16 protein-coding genes are annotated in these 19,260 nt (G+C 57.7%); 11 read left to right on the top strand and 5 right to left on the bottom strand.

The annotated features are described in order from the left end of the window. Positions 1 to 7: 7 nt before the first annotated feature. The 9 genes from PSES9_RS0110385 to rlmF all read left to right on the top strand — a co-directional run bounded on the left by PSES9_RS0110385 (position 8) and on the right by rlmF (position 10,774). The gene (locus PSES9_RS0110385) at positions 8 to 1,498 is read left to right on the top strand and encodes a leucyl aminopeptidase (RefSeq protein ID WP_010486667.1); all 1,491 of its coding nucleotides are present in this window, start codon (positions 8 to 10) and stop codon (positions 1,496 to 1,498) included. Between the two features lie 73 nt (positions 1,499 to 1,571). Next, positions 1,572 to 1,991, top strand: a complete 420-nt coding sequence (locus tag PSES9_RS0110380) for a DNA polymerase III subunit chi (protein WP_010486666.1) — start codon at positions 1,572 to 1,574, stop codon at positions 1,989 to 1,991. Between the two features lie 8 nt (positions 1,992 to 1,999). Then, on the top strand, positions 2,000 to 2,422 hold the full coding sequence (locus PSES9_RS0110375; RefSeq protein WP_010486664.1) for a hypothetical protein: 423 nt from the start codon (positions 2,000 to 2,002) through the stop codon (positions 2,420 to 2,422). Between the two features lie 119 nt (positions 2,423 to 2,541). Next, positions 2,542 to 5,394: a valine--tRNA ligase gene (locus PSES9_RS0110370; protein ID WP_010486662.1), complete on the top strand. Its 2,853-nt coding sequence runs from the start codon at positions 2,542 to 2,544 to the stop codon at positions 5,392 to 5,394. Between the two features lie 71 nt (positions 5,395 to 5,465). Beyond that, a complete protein-coding gene (gene nhaC, locus PSES9_RS0110365) occupies positions 5,466 to 6,917 on the top strand; it encodes a Na+/H+ antiporter NhaC (RefSeq protein WP_036988165.1) in 1,452 nt (483 codons plus the stop codon). A 485-nt stretch (positions 6,918 to 7,402) separates the two neighbouring features. Continuing rightward, complete coding sequence (gene nhaD / locus PSES9_RS0110360; protein WP_010486658.1) at positions 7,403 to 8,779, top strand: sodium:proton antiporter NhaD; 1,377 nt, start codon at positions 7,403 to 7,405, stop codon at positions 8,777 to 8,779. 26 nt (positions 8,780 to 8,805) lie between these two features. After that, a complete protein-coding gene (locus PSES9_RS0110355; protein ID WP_010486656.1) occupies positions 8,806 to 9,108 on the top strand; it encodes a winged helix-turn-helix domain-containing protein in 303 nt (100 codons plus the stop codon). A gap of 16 nt (positions 9,109 to 9,124) precedes the next feature. Next, positions 9,125 to 9,685, top strand: a complete 561-nt coding sequence (locus PSES9_RS0110350; RefSeq protein WP_010486654.1) for a VTT domain-containing protein — start codon at positions 9,125 to 9,127, stop codon at positions 9,683 to 9,685. Positions 9,686 to 9,757: 72 nt separating this feature from the next. Beyond that, positions 9,758 to 10,774, top strand: coding sequence for a 23S rRNA (adenine(1618)-N(6))-methyltransferase RlmF (gene rlmF, locus PSES9_RS0110345; RefSeq protein WP_010486651.1), 1,017 nt, complete (start codon positions 9,758 to 9,760; stop codon positions 10,772 to 10,774). 27 nt (positions 10,775 to 10,801) lie between these two features. On the opposite strand, the gene PSES9_RS0110340 is transcribed toward rlmF, so the two are convergent. Then, the gene (locus PSES9_RS0110340) at positions 10,802 to 11,260 is read right to left on the bottom strand and encodes a GNAT family N-acetyltransferase (protein WP_010486649.1); all 459 of its coding nucleotides are present in this window, start codon (positions 11,258 to 11,260) and stop codon (positions 10,802 to 10,804) included. A gap of 100 nt (positions 11,261 to 11,360) precedes the next feature. After that, positions 11,361 to 11,990 (bottom strand): MarC family protein, encoded by a 630-nt coding sequence (locus PSES9_RS0110335; protein WP_010486647.1) that lies wholly within the window; start codon positions 11,988 to 11,990, stop codon positions 11,361 to 11,363. 555 nt (positions 11,991 to 12,545) lie between these two features. Here PSES9_RS0110335 and PSES9_RS0110330 point away from each other — a divergent pair. Both PSES9_RS0110330 and PSES9_RS0110325 read left to right on the top strand, forming a co-directional pair. Further along, a complete protein-coding gene (locus PSES9_RS0110330; RefSeq protein ID WP_010486645.1) occupies positions 12,546 to 14,255 on the top strand; it encodes an amidase in 1,710 nt (569 codons plus the stop codon). A gap of 153 nt (positions 14,256 to 14,408) precedes the next feature. Beyond that, on the top strand, positions 14,409 to 15,305 hold the full coding sequence (locus PSES9_RS0110325; RefSeq protein ID WP_010486644.1) for a LysR family transcriptional regulator: 897 nt from the start codon (positions 14,409 to 14,411) through the stop codon (positions 15,303 to 15,305). Positions 15,306 to 15,319: 14 nt separating this feature from the next. Here the strand turns inward: PSES9_RS0110325 and PSES9_RS0110320 are convergent, their stop codons facing one another. From PSES9_RS0110320 to PSES9_RS23315, 3 genes are read right to left on the bottom strand one after another with little or no spacing between them, the layout of a single operon-like run. Further along, complete coding sequence (locus tag PSES9_RS0110320; protein WP_010486642.1) at positions 15,320 to 16,231, bottom strand: CobW family GTP-binding protein; 912 nt, start codon at positions 16,229 to 16,231, stop codon at positions 15,320 to 15,322. Next, entirely contained in the window at positions 16,218 to 17,846 is a 1,629-nt protein-coding gene (locus PSES9_RS0110315; RefSeq protein WP_010486640.1) for an amidohydrolase, read from the bottom strand. Before PSES9_RS0110315 ends, PSES9_RS0110320 begins: the two co-directional genes overlap by 14 nt. Next, positions 17,843 to 19,246, bottom strand: a complete 1,404-nt coding sequence (locus tag PSES9_RS23315; RefSeq protein ID WP_138943074.1) for a sodium/glutamate symporter — start codon at positions 19,244 to 19,246, stop codon at positions 17,843 to 17,845. The genes PSES9_RS0110315 and PSES9_RS23315 overlap by 4 nt, the downstream gene beginning before the upstream one ends. Positions 19,247 to 19,260 lie beyond the last annotated feature (14 nt).

The following is a 19,260-nucleotide window of genomic DNA, read 5'->3' as shown; positions in this document are numbered from 1 at the left end:
CCATTCCATGGAATTTATTGTCAAAAGCGCTCGTGCGGAAACACTCAAAACTGCCACATTGGTTATCGCTGTCGGCGAAGGCCGCAAGCTCGGCGAAATAGCCAAGTCCATTGATACCGCTAGTTCTGGCGCGATCAGCGCGTTGCTCAAGAGCGGTGATATTACCGGTAAAGTCGGTCAGACGCTGCTGGCACGCAACCTTGCAAATATTAAAGCAGAACGTGTCTTGCTGGTCGGTTGCGGCAAAGAAGCCGAACTCTCAGACCGTCAATTGCGCAAATTGATCGGTTCTGCCCAGGCCGTTTTGAAAAATCTTGGTGGTAGCGATGCAGCCTTTGCCCTCGGCGAGCTCAACGTCAAGGGACGCAATACTTACGCCAAGGCACGCTTGGTAGCCGAAACCCTGGCTGATGGCGAGTACAGCTTCGACCAGTTCAAGAGCCAGAAAGCCCCGGCCAGCGCCCTGAAGAAAATCACCCTGATCACTGAAAAGGCTGACCAGGCCGACACCGAGCGCGCATGCCTGCATGCGAAAGCCATCACCACAGGCATGGCGTTCACCAAAGACCTTGGCAATATGCCGCCAAACATCTGCCACCCGACTTATCTGGCTGAGCAGGCCAAGGAGCTGGGCAAGGCCTATAAAGGCTTGAAGGTCGAAATCCTGGACGAGAAAAAGCTCAAGACCCTGGGTGCAGGTGCATTCCTGGCTGTGGGTCAAGGCAGCGACCAGCCGCCACGCATGATCGTAATGAACTACCAGGGCGGGAAAAAAACCGACAAGCCGTTCGTACTGGTCGGCAAAGGCATCACCTTCGACACCGGCGGTATCAGCATCAAGCCAGCAGCCGGCATGGATGAAATGAAATACGACATGGGCGGTGCCGCCAGCGTGTTCGGCACCCTCAAGGCAGTGCTTGAATTGCAACTGCCGATCAACCTGGTCTGCCTGCTCGCCTGCGCTGAGAACATGCCCAGCGGTGGCGCCGCGCGCCCAGGCGACATTGTCACCACCATGAGCGGGCAAACGGTCGAGATCCTCAATACCGACGCAGAAGGCCGCCTGGTCCTGTGCGACACCCTGACCTACGCGGAACGCTTAAAGCCGCAAGCGGTTATCGATATCGCCACCCTGACCGGTGCCTGCATTGTTGCCCTGGGCGCGCACACCTCGGGCCTGCTCGGCAACAACGACGAACTGGTCCAGCAGATTCTGAGCGCCGGCCAGCAAGCCGATGACCGCGCCTGGCAATTGCCGCTGTTTGATGAATATCAGGAACAACTGGATAGCCCATTTGCCGATATTGCCAACATTGGCGGCCCCAAGGCGGGCACCATCACTGCGGCATGCTTCCTGTCGCGCTTCACCAAGAAATACAACTGGGCTCACCTGGACGTGGCTGGCACTGCCTGGGTGAGTGGCGGTAAGGACAAAGGCGCCTCCGGCCGTCCTGTTCCCTTGCTGACCCAGTACCTCTTGGACCGCGCTAAGGCGTAGACTAGGCGCACAAGGCCTGGGTCGCGTCATGCGGCCCAGGCTTTAATCCACCGAACACTCTATTGATGCCCCCATGAGCCGAATCGAATTCTACGTACTCGCAACCGACCGCCCCGCAGACCGCTTGCGCGCTGCGTGCCAGTTGGCGATGAAGGCATGGCGTCATGGTTTGCCGGTATTTGTGCGCGCGGCAGATACTGACCAGTGCGCCGAACTGGATGAACAGATGTGGCTGTTCAAGAAAGACTGTTTCATCCCCCACAACCAACACAGTGACGATCCGCTTGCCCCCGTGGTAATCGGCGTCGATGAGGAACCAAGCGCCCAACAAGGCGTTCTGATCAACCTCAACACCACGATTTCCCCGCATGTTGAACGCTTCAGCCGGATCATCGAAATCGTCAACCAACAGCCTGACTTACTAACCGTTTGCCGGGAAAATTTCCGTAGCTACCGCCAGCGTGGCTATGATCCAAAACGAGTTGAACTGTAGCTAGATTAATGGACACGCCTAAACCGCCACACAAATCAGGACATCTGCTCGACGACCTGGAATCAATCCGCGAGCTGCTGGGCGATGAAAACAGCGAGGCATCGCCCCCCCTCGACCTGGACTCACTGGACCCGGACTCCATTCCACTGCTCTCGGATATCGTCGAACACGCACCGCAAGCCAATGCGGTGCGTGCCCAGCCGACAAACATGGCCGAGCAAGACCAAGCAGCCGAGCACGCATTGCGTGCGACCGTACGCCAGTCGATTGGCCGTGACAGCGAGATCAATCGCCTCGACACCGAACTACGCAATGCCGCACAGCTGATCCTGCAGGATGTGATCGACGACTTCGTGCCACAGATAGAAGCCGAGTTGAAATCGCGTCTTGAAGCGCGCTTGAGCCGTCTATTGCCGCCGCGCCGTCCTTGACCATCCACCGTTGATAAAGCCGCGTATCTGCAAGCCTCAGCTTGGACTTACGCCACAGGCCCCTTCCCCGCTATACTTGTCGGCTTTTCCGATCAGCCGTCAAAAGGGTCCCGCCGCGCATGGACAAGACCTACCAGCCGCACGCCATTGAAACCAGCCTGTACCAGAGCTGGGAAGCGAACAATTACTTCGCCCCACAAGGTTCCGGTCAGCCGTACACCATCATGATTCCGCCGCCAAATGTCACCGGCAGCCTGCACATGGGCCATGGTTTCAACAACTCGATCATGGATGCGCTGATTCGTTTCCGTCGCATGCAAGGCCGCAACACCCTGTGGCAGCCGGGCACCGACCACGCGGGCATCGCCACGCAGATGGTCGTCGAACGCCAACTGGCCGCCGACGGCGTGAGCCGTCACGACCTGGGGCGTGACAAGTTCCTGGATAAGGTCTGGGAATGGAAAGAACAATCCGGCGGTACCATCACCCGCCAAATCCGTCGCCTCGGCTCATCGGTCGACTGGTCGCGCGAGCGCTTCACCATGGACGACGGCCTGTCTGATGCGGTTAAAGAAGCCTTCGTACGGCTGCATGCCGATGGCTTGATCTATCGCGGCAAGCGCCTGGTCAACTGGGACACCAAGTTCCACACGGCAATTTCCGACCTCGAAGTGGAAAACCACGATGAGAAGGGCCACCTGTGGAACCTGCGCTACCCGCTGGCAGACGGCAAGACCACAGCTGAAGGCAATGCCTTCCTGATCGTCGCCACCACCCGCCCGGAAACCATGCTTGGCGACGCCGCCGTAGCGGTGCATCCAGAAGATGAGCGCTACAAATCGCTGATCGGCAGGTTTGTTGAGCTGCCGCTGGTTGGCCGACGCATCCCGATTATTGCCGACGATTACTGCGACCCAGAATTCGGCACCGGCTGCGTGAAAATCACCCCGGCACACGATTTCAACGACTATGAAGTCGGCAAGCGCCACAACCTGACCCTGCTCAACATCTTCGACAAGAACGCAGTGGTCCTGGCCAACGCCCAGGCATTCAATATCGATGGCAGCGTCAATGCTGATGTCGACACCAGCCTACCTGCCGAATACGCCGGCCTTGATCGTTTCGAGGCGCGTAAACAAATCGTTGCCGCCTTTGATGCCGCAGGCTTGCTGGTCAGCGTGGATGACCACGCCCTGAAGGTGCCAAAAGGCGATCGTTCCGGCACCATCATCGAGCCGTGGCTGACGGACCAGTGGTACGTATCGACCAAATCCCTGGCTGAACCTGCATTTGCCGCGGTTGAAGCCGGCCGCATCCAGTTCGTGCCCAAGCAATACGAGAACATGTATTTCAGCTGGATGCGCGATATCCAGGACTGGTGCATCAGCCGCCAGTTGTGGTGGGGCCACCGTATTCCGGCCTGGTATGACGACGCGGGCAATGTCTACGTTGGCCGTAACGAAGCCGAAGTGCGCAGCGAGAATAACCTGGGCACCGATGTAGCCCTGCGCCAGGACGAAGACGTACTCGATACCTGGTTCAGCTCCGGCCTGTGGACCTTCTCCACGCTTGGCTGGCCGCAGCAGACCGAGTTCCTCAAGACCTTCCACCCCACTGATGTGCTGGTCACTGGCTTCGACATCATTTTCTTCTGGGTTGCCCGGATGATCATGCTGACCATGCATTTGGTGAAGAACGAAGATGGCACCCCGCAAATCCCGTTCAAGACCGTTTACGTACATGGCCTGGTGCGCGACGGCCAGGGCCAGAAGATGTCCAAGTCCAAGGGCAACGTCCTTGACCCCCTGGATATCGTTGACGGCATCGACCTCGAAAGCCTGGTGGCCAAGCGCACCAGCGGCATGATGCAACCCAAGCTTGCCGAGAAAATCGCCAAGCAGACCCGTGCCGAATTCCCTGAAGGCATCGCCGCCTATGGCACCGACGCGCTGCGTTTCACCAACTTGTCACTGGCTTCTACTGGCCGCGATATCAAGTTCGACATGGGTCGGGTCGAGGGCTATCGCAACTTCTGCAACAAGATCTGGAACGCCGCCAACTTCGTAATAGAGAACACCGACGGCCATGACACCGGCATCAATGGTGAAGCCGTGGAGTTGTCCTCGGTTGACCGCTGGATCATCTCGCAGCTGCAACGCACAGAAGCCGATGTAACCCGTCACCTCGACGCCTTCCGCTTCGACCTCGCGGCATCGGCGCTTTACGAATTCATCTGGGACGAATACTGCGCCTGGTACCTGGAACTGGTTAAGCCGGTCCTGTGGGACGAGAACGCGCCAATCGAGCGTCAGCGCGGCACCCGGCGCACCCTGATTCGCGTGCTTGAAGTGGCGCTGCGCCTGGCCCATCCGTTCATGCCCTTTATCACCGAGGAAATCTGGCAGCGGATCAAGGCCCAAGCCGGGGCAACCGGCGACACCATCATGCTGCAAGCCTGGCCCGTGGCCAATGAAGCGCGTATCGATGCAGCCGCTGAAGGTGATATCGAATGGGTTAAGGCCCTGATGCTCGGGCTGCGCCAGATTCGTGGCGAGATGAACATCTCAATGGCCAAGCGCATCAACATCATCCTCAAGAACGCCAGCGGTGAGGATCAACGTCGCCTGAACGACAATGCGCCGCTGCTCAACAAGCTGGCCAAACTCGAGTCGGTAAGCATTCTCGCTGCTGGTGAAGAGCCGCCACTGTCCGCCACCGCACTGGTCGGCGACATGGAGGTGTTGGTGCCGATGGCGGGCCTGATCGACAAGGCCGCCGAGCTGGGTCGTTTGGACAAGGAAATCCAGCGCCTTGAAGGCGAGGTCAAGCGTGTCGGCGGCAAGCTAGGCAACGCAGGTTTCGTCGACAAGGCCCCGGCTGAAGTGATCGAAAAGGAACGCGCCAAACTGGCCGAAGCCGAACAGGCACTCGGCAAGCTGGCTGAGCAACGCGCGCGCATCGCCTCGCTATAACCCAACTGCAACAGCCAATGAGGCCCGCGACCCATAAGGCGCGGGCCTCATTGTTTTTAACCGGTACCCAAATGTCCAACACCCGCTCCCCTTCGCTGCTAGATGCGCTGCTCCCCATCACTGTACTGGTCATACTGCTTGGCCTGTCGGTCTACCTGTTCGGAGACAGTTCCTCCAGCGGCCCCAACCAGATCGCCCTGATGAGCGCGGCCTTTGTCGCAGGCCTGGTCGGCATGAAAAACGGATTCCGCTGGGCAGATATCGAAGAAGGCATACTCGCCGGCATCCATCTGGCCATGAAAGCCAACCTGATCCTGCTCGCCGTCGGCGCGCTGATTGGCACCTGGATTCTCGCAGGCACAGTGCCAACCATGATATGGCTGGGCCTGAAGCTGATCTCGGCTGAATACTTTTATCTGACCAGTTGCATCATATGCGCCCTCACCGCCCTGTCGATCGGCAGTTCATGGACGGTCGCCGGCACCCTCGGCATTGGCTTGATGGGCGTGGCCTCGGGTTTGGGACTCGACCCGGCCATAACCGCCGGGGCAATCATTTCCGGCGCCTACTTTGGCGACAAGCTCTCGCCGCTGTCTGACACTACCAACCTGGCGCCCGCTGCAGCTGGTTCCGACCTGTTCGCCCATATTCGCCTGATGCTGCGCACCACTGTGCCTGCACTGAGCATCGCCCTGGTGGTCTTTTGGGTGCTGGGCCAACAGGCCTCGGCCAGCCATGACACCGGGCGCATCGCCCAGGTGCTGGACGCACTTGAAAGCCAGTTCAGCCTCGGCTGGCATTTACTGTTACCGGTCGCCTTCCTGCTGTTTCTGGCCGTACGGCAATGGGCAGCCTTCCCGGCGATCTTTCTTGGTGCATTGCTTGGCGCAGTGTTTGCGCTGATCTTCCAGCCCGAGGTCATGAACCGCCTGGCAGACCCAGGCGCAGGCAACCTGGCCAGCCTGAAGACAGTTTGGACGGCACTGTTTGCCGGTTATGAATCACACAGCGGCAATGAGGCGCTCGACGGCCTGCTCTCCAAGGGTGGCATGGGCAGCATGTTGACCACGGTCTGGTTGATTATCTGCGCCATGTGCTTTGGTGGCGTGCTGGAAAAACTCGGCCTGTTGCAGCGCCTGCTGGAAAGCACTATCCATCTGGCCAAGAGCACCAGCAGCCTGATCGCCAGCACCGTTGTCACCACCATTGGCACCAATATCATTACTGCCGACCAATACATCGCGCTGGTCCTGCCCGGCCGCATGTATCGCGCCGAGTATGAAAAGCGCGGCATCAAGCCGGTGTATCTGTCCCGCGCGCTGGAAGATGGCGGGACGTTGACCTCGGTACTGGTGCCATGGAACACCTGCGGCGCCTACATGGCTGCAACGCTTGGTGTCTCGACACTGACCTATCTACCCTATTGTTTTTTCAACTTGTTGATGCCGCTGCTCGCCATCAGCCTGGCGTTTATCGCCCCTCCGCATGCAGATGCTTCGCCAGCGCAAGCTCAAGTCAACTGATAAACCGCTGCACTGCGCTGGTCACGCGCAATGCGGACCGGCGCCGTTCAGGGATCATCTGAAGGGCGAGCACCAGCGAGTAAAAAATGAGTAGACGCTGTGTTTACCTGCTGTAAATGAGCATTCTGAGCAGTTTTAAACCCAGCAATATTGAGCGCAGCAGTTTTTCAGGGATGCCTTAGCGCAAGCACAGGCAAATTTTTCATCAGCCGAGCGCACTTTTTACCAATAAAACCCTTCCCATACTGGTTGTAAATCAGGCATCTTCTCCCCCGCATCAAGAGCCCTTGGCGTTTTAACGCCAGTAAAAAGCCCAGGTCCAGTACGTGTTTGCCCCATGAAGCTCAAGTCGTGGTGCCCACCCAACATGCCACGCTGCTTGATGGGCCGTGACGCTGCAAGCCGCCTTGTGTATTCAACGCCAGCCACTTGCTTGTCAGCTGTCGAGGCCCGACCGTACCGGACCGAACTCTGGAATTCTGATCATGTATGTGTTGATGGCGTGTGTTTTTATATTTGGCTATCTGTGTATTGCTTTTGAGCATCCACTGAAAATCGATAAAGCTGCATCGGCGCTTTTGACCGCAGTGATCTGCTGGACAGTGCTGGTACTGGGCGCAGACAGCATTCTGCCTGCCATTACCAATATCAACGTGACGCACGGCGACAACTCGGGCTATGTCGTTCATCAACTGCGTGAGCATCTCGGCGAGATTTCCGAGATATTGTTCTTCCTGCTCGGCGCCATGGTCATAGTCGAACTTATCGACGCCCACGAAGGCTTTAAAGCCGTTACCGACCGGATCAAGACCAACAAGCGGGTCAACCTGCTGTGGCTGGTTGGCTTGCTGACCTTCTTCCTTTCGGCGGCACTGGATAACCTGACCACCACCATCGTCATGGTTTCACTGCTGCGCAAGTTGATCGATGACCAGAAAGATCGTTGGTTCTTCGCCGGGATAGTGGTCATTGCCGCAAACGCCGGTGGCGCCTGGTCGCCGATCGGCGACGTAACCACCACCATGCTCTGGATTGGCGGCCAGATCAGCGCCAGCAGCATCATCGTCAACCTGTTTATCCCAAGCCTGGTGTGCTTGATGGTGCCGCTGATCTATCTGAGCTTGCGCCTCAAAGGCGAAGTCGAGCGCCCGCCTGAATATGAATCGCTGGAAAGCCATCGCGACCCAACCACCCCTTTCGAACGTAACCTGGTACTGGGCATCGGCCTGGGCTCGCTGCTGTTCGTGCCGGTCTTCAAATCCGTGACCCACCTGCCACCCTACATGGGCATCATGTTCGGCCTGGGCGTCATGTGGGTGGTGACCGAAATCATTCACCGTGGCAAGAACTCGGAAGAAAAACACCCCTTGTCAGTGATTGGTGTACTGCGCCGCATCGACACCACCAGCGTATTGTTCTTCCTCGGGATCTTGCTGGCAGTCTCAAGCCTGGCCACTGCCGGTCACTTGGCCCAGGTCGCTGTTGCATTGAAAGAAAGCCTGGGCAACATCTACGCTATCAACATTGCCATCGGCCTGCTGTCATCCGTGGTCGACAACGTGCCACTGGTTGCCGGCGCGATGAAAATGTATCCGCTGGTGAGCCCTGTCGCGATTGCCAGTGCAGGCAGCGACATTAACTGGCTGCAGAGTTTTGTCATCAATGGCGATTTCTGGGAGTTACTGGCCTACTGCGCAGGCACCGGCGGCAGTTGCTTGATCATCGGCTCTGCCGCCGGCGTTGCGGCGATGGGCATGGAGCGCATCAATTTTATCTGGTACCTGAAAACCATCAGTCTGCTGGCATTTCTGGGCTACATTGCCGGTGCTGCGACCTATATCGCCATCGCCGCGCTAAGCTGACACCGACAAACTTGAAGGAGCCATGCATGCCCCCGGCGATCAGTAAAACCAAAAGCAGTTTTTACCGGCGCCTGTATGTCGCCTGGCTGATCGACAATGGCAGCGCGACGAGTATCCCGGCACTGATGGACGCCACAGGCATGCCCCGGCGCACGGCACAAGACACGGTTAATGCCCTGGCCGAGCTGGATATTCTCTGTGAGTTCGAGCAACAGCCAGGCACCCGCAACAATGCCGGGCATTATCTCATCCGCGACTGGGGCGCCATCGACAAACACTGGATTGGCGCTAACCTCAAGGCCATCAAGCAGGCCCTCGATTATCCCTAGTCACCGGAGCCTGAAAATGAGCGCACGCAAACGCATACTCCTGGTTGTACTGGTTCTGATTGCTCTGTTTGCCTTGTGCGAAGCCCTGGGCATTCGCCAGCAGTTCAGCCTTGAAGGGCTCAAGTCGGTCATTGTCATGCACCAGTTTGCCGGGCTGTTGCTCTTCTCCCTGCTGTTCGCCCTGGGTAACTTGATCCAGATTCCCGGCTGGATATTTCTAGCCGCTGCAGTCTTGACACTTGGCCGGCTGTGGGGCGGCGTGGCGACCTACGTAGCGGCCTGTTTCTCCTGCATGCTGACTTACCTGAGCGTTCGCTTTATTGGTGGCGATGCCCTGCGCGAAATCGACAACCGCCTGGCCAAGCGCCTGCTGGCTGGCCTGGATAAACACCCGCTCAGCAGCATTATCGGCTTGCGCATGTTGATGCAAACACTGCCAGCGCTAAACTACACATTGGCACTTTCCGGTGTACGTATGCGCCACTACGTACTCGGCACCCTTCTTGGCTTACCGTTGCCGATTGCGCTCTACTGCATTTTTTTCGACTACCTGGCCAAGGTGCTGCACATCAGTTGAATCACAAGACTGCTGGCCATTAGCGGCGCAGTGTGAATAATGCCCCGCTGACCACCTTGTTTACGGATTACCATGCCCCGCCCACCTGCACATTCCCCTGCGAAAAAACCGGTCACTAGAACACCGACGACCGCCAAAGCCGATCAAGCCAAGGGGCAACTGCATCCACGTAACCGTCATCAAGGCCGCTACGACTTCCCGGCACTGATCCAGGCCAGCCCGGAACTTGCCGCCTTCGTGATCATTAACCCGTACGGCAAGGAAAGTATCGACTTCGCCAATCCCGAGGCAGTGAAAGTGTTCAACCGTGCCCTGCTCAAGCAGTTCTACGGCATTGAGCACTGGGATATTCCAGCCGATTACCTGTGCCCGCCCATTCCCGGACGTGCCGATTACCTGCACTACCTCGCTGATTTGCTGGCAAAAAACAACGCCGGAGTGATTCCCCGGGGTCGCCACATCAAAGCGCTGGATGTCGGCGTAGGCGCCAACTGCATTTATCCGTTACTTGGCCACCATGAATACAACTGGCAGTTTGTTTGTTCGGATATCGCCAGCACTGCGATCGACTCTGCCCAGGCCATCATCAACGCCAACCCTGGCCTGGATGGAGCCATTGAGCTGCGCCTGCAAACAGACAGCGGCCATGTTCTGGACGGTTTGATCCGCGACGATGATCGTTTCGATATCACCCTGTGCAATCCACCCTTCCATGCCTCGGCCGATGAAGCAACACGCGGCAGCACCCGCAAATGGCGCAACCTGGGCAAACTCGATCCCAAGCGCAAATTACCGGTGCTGAATTTTGGCGGCCAGGCTGCAGAGTTGTGGTGCAAAGGGGGTGAAGCGGCCTTTGTCGCGCGCCTGATCAACGAAAGCGCCAACCATGGCCAGCAAGTGCTGTGGTTCAGCACCCTGATATCCAAGGCGGGCAATCTTGGCGGGGTCTATAGCGCACTCAACAAGGTTGGCGCGCAAGAGGTGCGCACCGTGGAAATGGCTCAGGGCCAGAAGCAAAGCCGGTTTGTCGCCTGGTCATTCCTGGACAAGCAGGCTCGAGCGCACTGGGTCAAAAGCCGCTGGCACTGAGGGGCCGAGGCGAGGCTTTAACAGTGGCTAAAGCTCTCGCGACATCAACCACTGTTCTTTGCCCCAGGCTTCGAAAGGCTCCAGCACACTCCAGCCGCGTTTGGCGTAGTAATCGCTTTTGTCGTGGGTATGCAGGTACAGGCTTGTGTTGCCCATGGCTCGTGCATGGTTGCAAATGCCTTCGATCAACCGCTCGGCCAAGCCTTGACCACGAGCCTCGGGCGCAACCAATACGCACGCAAGCCAGGGGCCAAGATCGGGACGGCTTGATAAGTCGTCCCGAGCAAGCGCTGCGCCACCGAGCAGTTGGTCGCCCTCGGTGACAATCAAGGACTTCCAACTGCCATCGGCCTGCCCCGCTGCAAATTCCTGCTGCCACTGGGCAAGACTTTGCCCGACGTACTCATAGCTGAACTGTCGATACAAACGCTCGGCCATGGTGTCACAGTGATGCATCTGATTTTCCAGCCAGTCCATTCGCAGCATAAAAAACCTGTTGTGTGTGCGGAGCATGTAGTCCCGGCTGACAACCAGCCAGGCTTGGCGCTGTAATGTTAAATGCGTGCTTTAGCGAAGTTGTATCAAACTACAGGTCACCGGTCATGGTGACCACCTCATAAATACCGGCAATCAGCAACTGGATGCCTATCACCGCCAGTATCAACCCCATGAGTTGAGTGATTATTTTTAGACCGTTGCCGCCGATGATCGCCACCACACGCGCACTAAAAATAAAGCAAAAAAACGTAATCAGCCCCAGCAGTGCATACATTGAGATAGTCATGATCGCCCCCATGGAACCTTCGGAAGCCGAATAATTCATCGCGGTTGCAATAGTGCCCGGCCCCACCAGAATAGGAACGGCAATAGGGCTGACTGCAATATCCGTATCTCCGTCATCTTCTGAGTGAGAGGTAGAGTTGTACCCCTGCAGCATTTGATAACCGATGATAAAAACCAAGATACCGCCAGTAATACGCAAGGCTGGCAACGTGATACCCAGCAGGTGAAACAGCGTTTTACCCAGCAATGAAAAAAACACCACGACACCAAAAGCAATCAGCGTTGACTTGACCGCAATCCGGTAACGCTCTGCTTTATCTACTTTACGGGTCAAGCCAGCAAAGACCGCCGTATTGGGAATCGGGTTAGTGATCGCAAAAAAACCGAGGAAAATAGTAATAAGCCGACCGTACATATCCATTTCCATGCCCATAGCATTGCTCCTTTAAAGGCGGTTGCGAAGTCGCCATGCCTCTTTGGCGGACTCCAGTCCCTGCTGATGTTGAAAGCGACAAATCGATCAAATCCCCCGCTTGCTTCCTTGTTTCTAGCCGCTGCGAGTACAGCTATCGCCCATATTACAGTCGCGCCTTTTATGCATTCCTCTGTAAGTACCAATACCCCATCCTAAAGTTAGGGCCAGCAAAGCATCCCAATTACCAGGCGAGCGTTTCGCCAGAGCCGACAGCCTGTCTTCACAGATCAGAACGAACACAGGAAAATCATCTCGACCAGAAGCCGCGCTTTGCCGGCCCAGGTGCTGCTGCCCGCCAAAACGGCATCAGCAAAGAGCGCCTGCTTGACTGCCAGACCTAGGGCTCAAAGCTATTAAATTGATCCGCCACTCGGCGAGTTGCTTGCCGGCCGGTAAACTGCCTTGGCAAGCCAATCTGCCAAACAAGACCCGACGCCAGGGCTAGCGTTAAGATACCCAGATGACAGAGTGCAATACTCAATGCACAACCCACCCGTCGCCAGTGGAGCCAGCATGATTGAAGTAACCGAAGCATCCATTGCCGAGTTGCGAGCCGCGCTCGAATCCGGCCAAACCACTGCTGTTGAGCTTGTTCAAGCCTACCTTGAGCGCATTGAAGCCTACGACGGCGCAAACACATCCACCGCGCTTAATGCGGTGGTGGTGCGCAACCCAGATGCACTGAAGGAAGCCCAGGCCTCGGATGAGCGCCGTGCCCATGGCGAAACCCTTGGCCCGCTCGACGGCATTCCTTACACAGCCAAGGACAGCTACCTGGTAAAGGGCCTGACCGCCGCCTCTGGCAGCCCGGCGTTCAAGGACCTGATTGCCTATCGCGACGCCTTCACCGTGGAGCGCCTGCGCGCCGCCGGGGCGATTTGCCTGGGCAAGACCAATATGCCGCCCATGGCCAACGGGGGTATGCAACGCGGTGTATATGGCCGCGCAGAAAGCCCCTATAACGGCGCCTACCTGACAGCACCCTTCGCCTCAGGCTCATCCAATGGCGCTGGCACGGCAACGGCAGCCAGCTTTGCAGCCTTCGGCCTTGCCGAGGAAACCTGGTCCAGTGGTCGTGGCCCTGCATCCAATAATGGCTTGTGCGCCTACACGCCTTCGCGCGGGGTCATTTCCGTACGCGGAAACTGGCCATTAACGCCAACCATGGATGTGGTCGTGCCCTACGCCCGAACCATGGCCGATTTGTTCGAAGTGCTGGATATCATCGTCGCCGATGATCCCGATACCCGTGGTGATCTATGGCGGATGCAGCCTTGGGTACCTATCCCCAGCGCCTCCTCGGTGCGTCCTGTCGCCTACCCAAGCCTCGCCTCCAAGCCCGATGCATTGGCGGGTAAGCGTTTCGGCGTACCACGCATGTATATCAACGCCGACCCCGACGCCGGCACCTCGGAAAAACCGGGAATCGGCGGGCCTACCGGCCAGAAAATCATCACCCGCGACTCGATGATCGCGCTCTGGCAACAGGCCCGTAAAACCCTCGAGGCCGCTGGTGCCGAAGTGATCGAGGTCGATTTCCCGATGATTTCCAACTGCGAAGGAGACCGCCCTGGCGCGCCAACGGTATTCACCCGCGACCTGATACCCAAGAACTACATGCATCATGAATTGTGGGAGCTCTCGGCCTGGGCTTTTGACGACTTCCTGCAGGCCAACGGCGATCCCAAGCTGAATCGCCTGGCCGATGTCGACGGGGCACAGATCTTTCCCCACGACCCCGGCACCTTGCCAAACCGGGAAGATGACTTGGCCGCCGGCATGGATGAATACGTGCGCATGGCCAAGAACGGCATCATCCCCTGGGACCAGATCACCACCCTGCCAGACGGCCTGCGTGCGCTTGAGCAGATTCGCAGCACCGACCTTGAACAATGGATGGATCGACTGGGCCTTGATGCAGTGATCTTCCCAACAGTGGCCGATATTGGCCCGGCGGATGCGGATGTGAATATCAAGTCCGCGGACATCGCCTGGAGCAACGGCGTCTGGGTTGCCAATGGCAACCTCGCCATCCGCCACCTGGGCGTGCCAACCGTCACGGTGCCAATGGGCGTGCTGGCCGACATCGGCATGCCTGCCGGACTGACCTTTGCCGGTCGCGCCTATGATGATTCTGCGCTGCTGAGCCTGGCCTCGGCCTATGAAGCCACCGGCTCGAAACGCTTGAACCCACCGCGCACGCCACCGCTGCAACAGCGCTGATACGCCACAGCCATCAAGGGCCAAGCCAGGCCCTTGATGTGCAATCGGCCCTCGCTTCCTTGTGCTAATGCAAAGATGCAGAACCCGCTAGAGCGAGCAGCAATACCCATATAAGATCAAGACAATAGGTATTAATGCGTCAAGGGTATTGCCATGCGGATTGATCTACGTCATCTACGCGCCTTCGAGGCAGTTGCCGAAGAGCTTCACTTCCGCCGGGCAGCCGAGCGCCTGAGCTTGGCGCAACCCGCACTGAGCAGGACTATCCAGCAACTGGAGGAAAGCGTAGGTGAAGAGCTGTTGTTACGGAGCAACCGACGGGTTGAGCTGACCGAAGCCGGACGGGTGTTTCTTGCGGGCAGTCGAACAATATTCGAACAACTGGACAACGCCGTACAACAGGCGCGCAAGGCCGGTGCAGGGCAAATTGGCCAACTGCGCATCGGCTATACCGACTTTGCAGTGTCAGGCCAATTGCCTTCCATACTCGAAGGTTTTCATCGCTGCTACCCCGAGATCAGGGCCGAACTGATATTTGGATCGACCCAGCAGCAACTGGAAATGCTTAACGAAGGTTCAATCGAATTTGCTTTTGTGACCGGCCCATTGCTGGAGCCGAACATGGACAGCATTGAGATCCAGCGTGACCGCTTTGTCGCGGCCCTGTCTCATCTTCACCCGCTTGCCAGTCGCTCGGAACTCACACTTGCCGAGTTGGCCAAAGAGCCATTTGTACTGGGCAGCATGAGCCATTGGGCCTACTTCCGCCGTCATCTCGATGCGCTGTGCCTGAGCGCTAACTTTTTGCCTGAAGTGGCTCAAGAAGCATTCAACAGCGAAGGCATCTTTGGCTTTGTCGCAGCCAATATCGGCGTAACCATTCACCTTGAGAGTTCAGCCAACTCCAGCCGCAAAGGCGTGGTGGTGGTGCCGCTCAAGGACGTTGATCCCCGCCTATGTACACTGGCAGCTTGGTTAAAGACCGGCATAACGCCGGTCCAACAGAAGTTTATCGAGTTTCTCAGGCAGTACCCTCGCCCCGGCAATTGAATCAAGCAGACGGACTAGATTGCACGCGCCACTGACGCATTGGCGGGCGACGCGGATTCAAGCTGAGCCAACTCGCTTGCCAGGGCATCAAAGCGCGCCCCCTTGATGCCAATGCACACCAACTGGTTGGCGACCGGTTGACGTCGTACAGGGAGCCAGCGAGAGACACCACCACTCAACTGGAATACCTGAGGTGCCTGATGGTCAGTCCGCGCCAATATACCCTTGGCGCGTAGCACGACATCGTCATAAGCGCGCAATAGCTGCTCCAAGCGCCCGGCATCTATTGCCGAGCCATAGCTCAGGCTGACGGCCCTCCAGGCCGCATCGGCATGGCGCGATACCGGCCTGAGTGCTGGTGCTTGCCGCGCACCGGCGTTGCCTGAAGTATTGAGCAATGCTTCAGGGTTGATCGACTCAAGTATCCCCAGCGCATGGGCGGGTGCTGCTGGCAGGCGATTGACTACCACCTGGCTGGCCCCGGCAATTTGCGAACGCCAGACCTCTGCGGTGTAGCGATCGGTCGCATGCTTGTCGATCTGGCTGCCATCAACCAGGCAAATCACCGAGGCCAGTTGCAACTGGCGCGAGGTGCGGGCGATATCAGCAATACGTGCCGGTTCGGCCACTCCGCTGGCCTCGATATAAATGGCTGCAGGCCGCGGCTCCATGCGCATCGCCTGGGCCAGTTGCTCAGCCAGGGTTCCGCCAAGCGTGCAGCAGATGCAGCCATTGCCCAGGCTCAGGATTTGCTCATCACGGTATTCAATAAGCTCGGCATCAATATTGATATCACCAAAGTCATTTACCACGATCAGGCTGTCGCGGGGCAGGCCCTGGCGGATCAGTTGATTCAGGTAACTGGTCTTGCCCGCCCCCAGGAAACCGGTGATCAGGGTAAAGGGGACAGGCTCAGGTGTCGGCATTGACCTTTCCTCCAAGTACGGTTGCCAATACTGCGATATGACGCAGCTGCGCAGGCTCGACTTCCAGCGGGTCCTGGTCCAGCACCACCATGTCGGCGAACTTGCCCACCTCAAGACTGCCGACCTGATGATCAAGCCGCAGGGTATAGGCCGCGCCAAGGGTGATCATTTCAAGCGCCTCGGCAACAGTGACGCGCTCGTGCTCACCGAGCACATCACCGGACGCGCTTTCACGCATCACCGCGCACCACGCGGTAAACAACGGCCCCAATGGCGTCACGGGCGCATCGCTGTGCACCGCTGTTGGAATCCCCAAGCGCCGCGCCGATGCCAGCGGCTCAAGCCGACGACTGCGTTCGAAGCCCAGAGTGCGGCGACGGTGTATGTCCCCCCAGTAATAAATGTGATTGGCAAACATGTTCAGGCACAGGCCAAGCTTGGCGGTGCGGCGCAAATGGGCGTGGTCGATGACCTGGCAGTGTTGCAATGTGTGCCGGGGATCCGAGCGGGGCCAGATATCCAGGGCCTCCTCGACCGCATCCAGCATCAGCTCAACCGCTTCATCGCCGTTGGTGTGAATGTGCAATTGCAAGCCCGCTTGATGGTATACCTGCACCATCTTGCGCAGTGCTTCGGGCGGCGCATTCCAAATGCCATTTGCATGACCATCATGGTAATAGGGCCACTTCATTCGCGCCGTATAGCCCTGGATCGAGCCGTCGGTCATCATCTTGACCAGGCCAAAATGCAACTTGTCGCTGTTCAACTCCATGCAGCGCTGTAATCGCTCAACGCCTTGCTCGGGCGTCCAGGCCAGTGCACTCATTGCCGGCACCAGGCGAACCGGAAAATCCTCTGCTGCCGTCACTTCCTGCAGGGCCGCTATGCCTTCATCGGTCAGTGGGTTGTAGAGATCGGTGATGGTGGTAACCCCGGCATTGCGCGCAACCTTGCCGTAGCGCTGCAAGGTGCTGGGTGCAGATACCGCCTCAAAGAGGTTGAGCCCGAGGGTTTCAAAAACCGCGTGCATGGCTGCCATTTCCTGCAACTCGCCGTTGGGCTGGCCGTCGGCGTCGAGCATGATGCCTTCAATGCCCGCGTGTTGATCAAGGTTGGACTGTTCAAGCATCTGGGTGTTGACCGTCATCACATGCAAGCTCGCATGCATGACGATTACCGGACGATCGCTCACCGCCGCATCCAGGGTCAGTCGATCAAGTCGCTCGCCCTCGAAATAAACCGGATCAAAGCCCCATGCAACCAGTGGCTCGCCAACAGGAAGCAGCGCGGCGCCCTCTCGCAAGCGCTGCTGCATGGCTGCAATGCTATTGGCACCGGGCCAGTTCACGGCATCCGGATCAACCCGGTCGAAGTAGCCCAGATACAGGTAACGCCACATCGCGCCTTCCAGGGCATGGCTGTGCCCCTCGACAAAGCCCGGCAAGATAATGTTCTCGGCAAAGCGCTGGTCAAGCCTGTACTCGCCCAGCTCAGCCATGATTGCCAATGGCCCGACACTCAATACGCGACCATCGCGCACCGCGATATGAGTGGCCTCGGGCTGCGATGGATTCATCGTCAGAATACGCTTGGCGGCATAGACGGTAATGCTCATGAGCAGGACTCCTTGGCCTGAAGATGGGGGATGGTTGAGGGGCGCATCATCAGCAAGGGAATGCCTGCGAGAAAGATGAGCGCAGTACCGCCAAAGACCAGAAAGTAGGTCCAGCCGCCCAGCGAGGGCACCAGCGGTGCAAAGAAGAACAGGATATGAAAGTTGGTGACGATAATGGCCAGGTTGAAGAAGGCCAGCTCCTTGGGCACGGAAGTGCTGAAATCAGCATCCATCATCCTCAGGAGCAACAGGCCGGTGCCGGTTGAACCACAACAGCAGCCAAACGCCGTGAGTGCCCGCTCCCTGCCCAGGGTTCCGCTCAACCGGCCGAGCAGCAGGCAACCTATCAAGGTGGCGATAGTCACCGCCAGGGTCACCAGCATGATGGGAGTCAATAGCTCATACAGCACAGTGAACTGGATGCTCATCAAGGTGCCGACCACCATGAAGTCTACCGAGGAACCGGTGATGCGCTTGAGGCTTTCATCATCCACCCGATGAGACAAGCCAAGGCGATCAATGCAAAAACGCATCAGCACGCAAACCGCCAGGCCATGGACGAAGAACATATTGAAGCTGAACAACACCGAAAGATTGATACCGCCCAGCGTCAGGCCTGCAACTTGCGCCTGGATAAAGTTCAACCACAGATAAGTGGCCAGGTAGGCAATGCCCAGCAAACCAAGGTGATAGCCCAATGAGTCGAGATTGGCCGGGTGCGAAACCATCTTGCCGCCACTGGGCGCCTGCTCAGGGCGATAGAACCCAGACTTGAACGCGCCATCGATATTCGAGGCTTTATTGGCATTGAGGCCACCGCGAATAAATTTTTTCGCAACCGGAACACCAATGACAAAGGCCACCAGAAAGCCCAGCGATGCGTAGATCATGCCGACTTGGGCAGCGTTCTCAACGCCATACTGGCTTTCCCAGATACCGCCATAAGTCAGAGCCTGGCCCGGGCCCTGGGTGAAACCGTGGGTCACAATCGCCCCAAGCCATGCACTGGTATCGGAACCGGTTACCGCGTCATAAGCGACTATCACCAAATAACCGATCACCCCTTGGAGCCCAAGGCTGATGGTCCAGATAAATGTCAGCCAAAGCCCGCCACGGACCACGCTGCCCCCGGAAAGCGAGGCATTCTTGCTCTTGCCGGTCAGGCACAGGGACATAAAGCTGAGGGTGAAAAAGTGAAAAGTAAGCGCCTGGAAATCACCTGCCTCAAATCCTGGAATCAATCCCAAAGACAGCAAGATGAAGCCGAGCATGCCACCAATGATGCTTGCTGGCGCCAATGAGTTGCGAAACAAGCCGATCCGATTACGCAAGACACTGCCCAGCAACAGCATGCTGGCGAGCAAGGCGAAAGCCATTACGCCGTGGAATGTACTTTCCATTATCAGTCCTCTAC

Origin of the sequence: Pseudomonas sp. S9 (assembly GCF_000222125.1) — a bacterium.
Lineage (GTDB): Bacteria > Pseudomonadota > Gammaproteobacteria > Pseudomonadales > Pseudomonadaceae > Aquipseudomonas > Aquipseudomonas segetis.
This window is presented reverse-complemented; position numbering and strand designations above follow the sequence as displayed.

Excerpts from the sequence above, each read along its gene's own strand:
- PSES9_RS0110380 (WP_010486666.1), top strand. The coding sequence starts at position 1,572 with ATGAGCCGAATCGAATTCTACGTACTCGCAACCGACCGCCCCGCAGAC.
- PSES9_RS0110340 (WP_010486649.1), bottom strand. The coding sequence starts at position 11,260 with ATGCTGCGAATGGACTGGCTGGAAAATCAGATGCATCACTGTGACACC.
- rlmF (WP_010486651.1), top strand. The coding sequence starts at position 9,758 with ATGCCCCGCCCACCTGCACATTCCCCTGCGAAAAAACCGGTCACTAGA.
- PSES9_RS0110325 (WP_010486644.1), top strand. The coding sequence starts at position 14,409 with ATGCGGATTGATCTACGTCATCTACGCGCCTTCGAGGCAGTTGCCGAA.
- PSES9_RS0110350 (WP_010486654.1), top strand. The coding sequence starts at position 9,125 with ATGAGCGCACGCAAACGCATACTCCTGGTTGTACTGGTTCTGATTGCT.
- PSES9_RS0110315 (WP_010486640.1), bottom strand. The coding sequence starts at position 17,846 with ATGAGCATTACCGTCTATGCCGCCAAGCGTATTCTGACGATGAATCCA.
- nhaC (WP_036988165.1), top strand. The coding sequence starts at position 5,466 with ATGTCCAACACCCGCTCCCCTTCGCTGCTAGATGCGCTGCTCCCCATC.
- nhaD (WP_010486658.1), top strand. The coding sequence starts at position 7,403 with ATGTATGTGTTGATGGCGTGTGTTTTTATATTTGGCTATCTGTGTATT.
- PSES9_RS0110370 (WP_010486662.1), top strand. The coding sequence starts at position 2,542 with ATGGACAAGACCTACCAGCCGCACGCCATTGAAACCAGCCTGTACCAG.
- PSES9_RS0110335 (WP_010486647.1), bottom strand. The coding sequence starts at position 11,990 with ATGGGCATGGAAATGGATATGTACGGTCGGCTTATTACTATTTTCCTC.
- PSES9_RS0110355 (WP_010486656.1), top strand. The coding sequence starts at position 8,806 with ATGCCCCCGGCGATCAGTAAAACCAAAAGCAGTTTTTACCGGCGCCTG.
- PSES9_RS0110385 (WP_010486667.1), top strand. The coding sequence starts at position 8 with ATGGAATTTATTGTCAAAAGCGCTCGTGCGGAAACACTCAAAACTGCC.
- PSES9_RS0110375 (WP_010486664.1), top strand. The coding sequence starts at position 2,000 with ATGGACACGCCTAAACCGCCACACAAATCAGGACATCTGCTCGACGAC.
- PSES9_RS0110320 (WP_010486642.1), bottom strand. The coding sequence starts at position 16,231 with ATGCCGACACCTGAGCCTGTCCCCTTTACCCTGATCACCGGTTTCCTG.
- PSES9_RS23315 (WP_138943074.1), bottom strand. The coding sequence starts at position 19,246 with ATGGAAAGTACATTCCACGGCGTAATGGCTTTCGCCTTGCTCGCCAGC.
- PSES9_RS0110330 (WP_010486645.1), top strand. The coding sequence starts at position 12,546 with ATGATTGAAGTAACCGAAGCATCCATTGCCGAGTTGCGAGCCGCGCTC.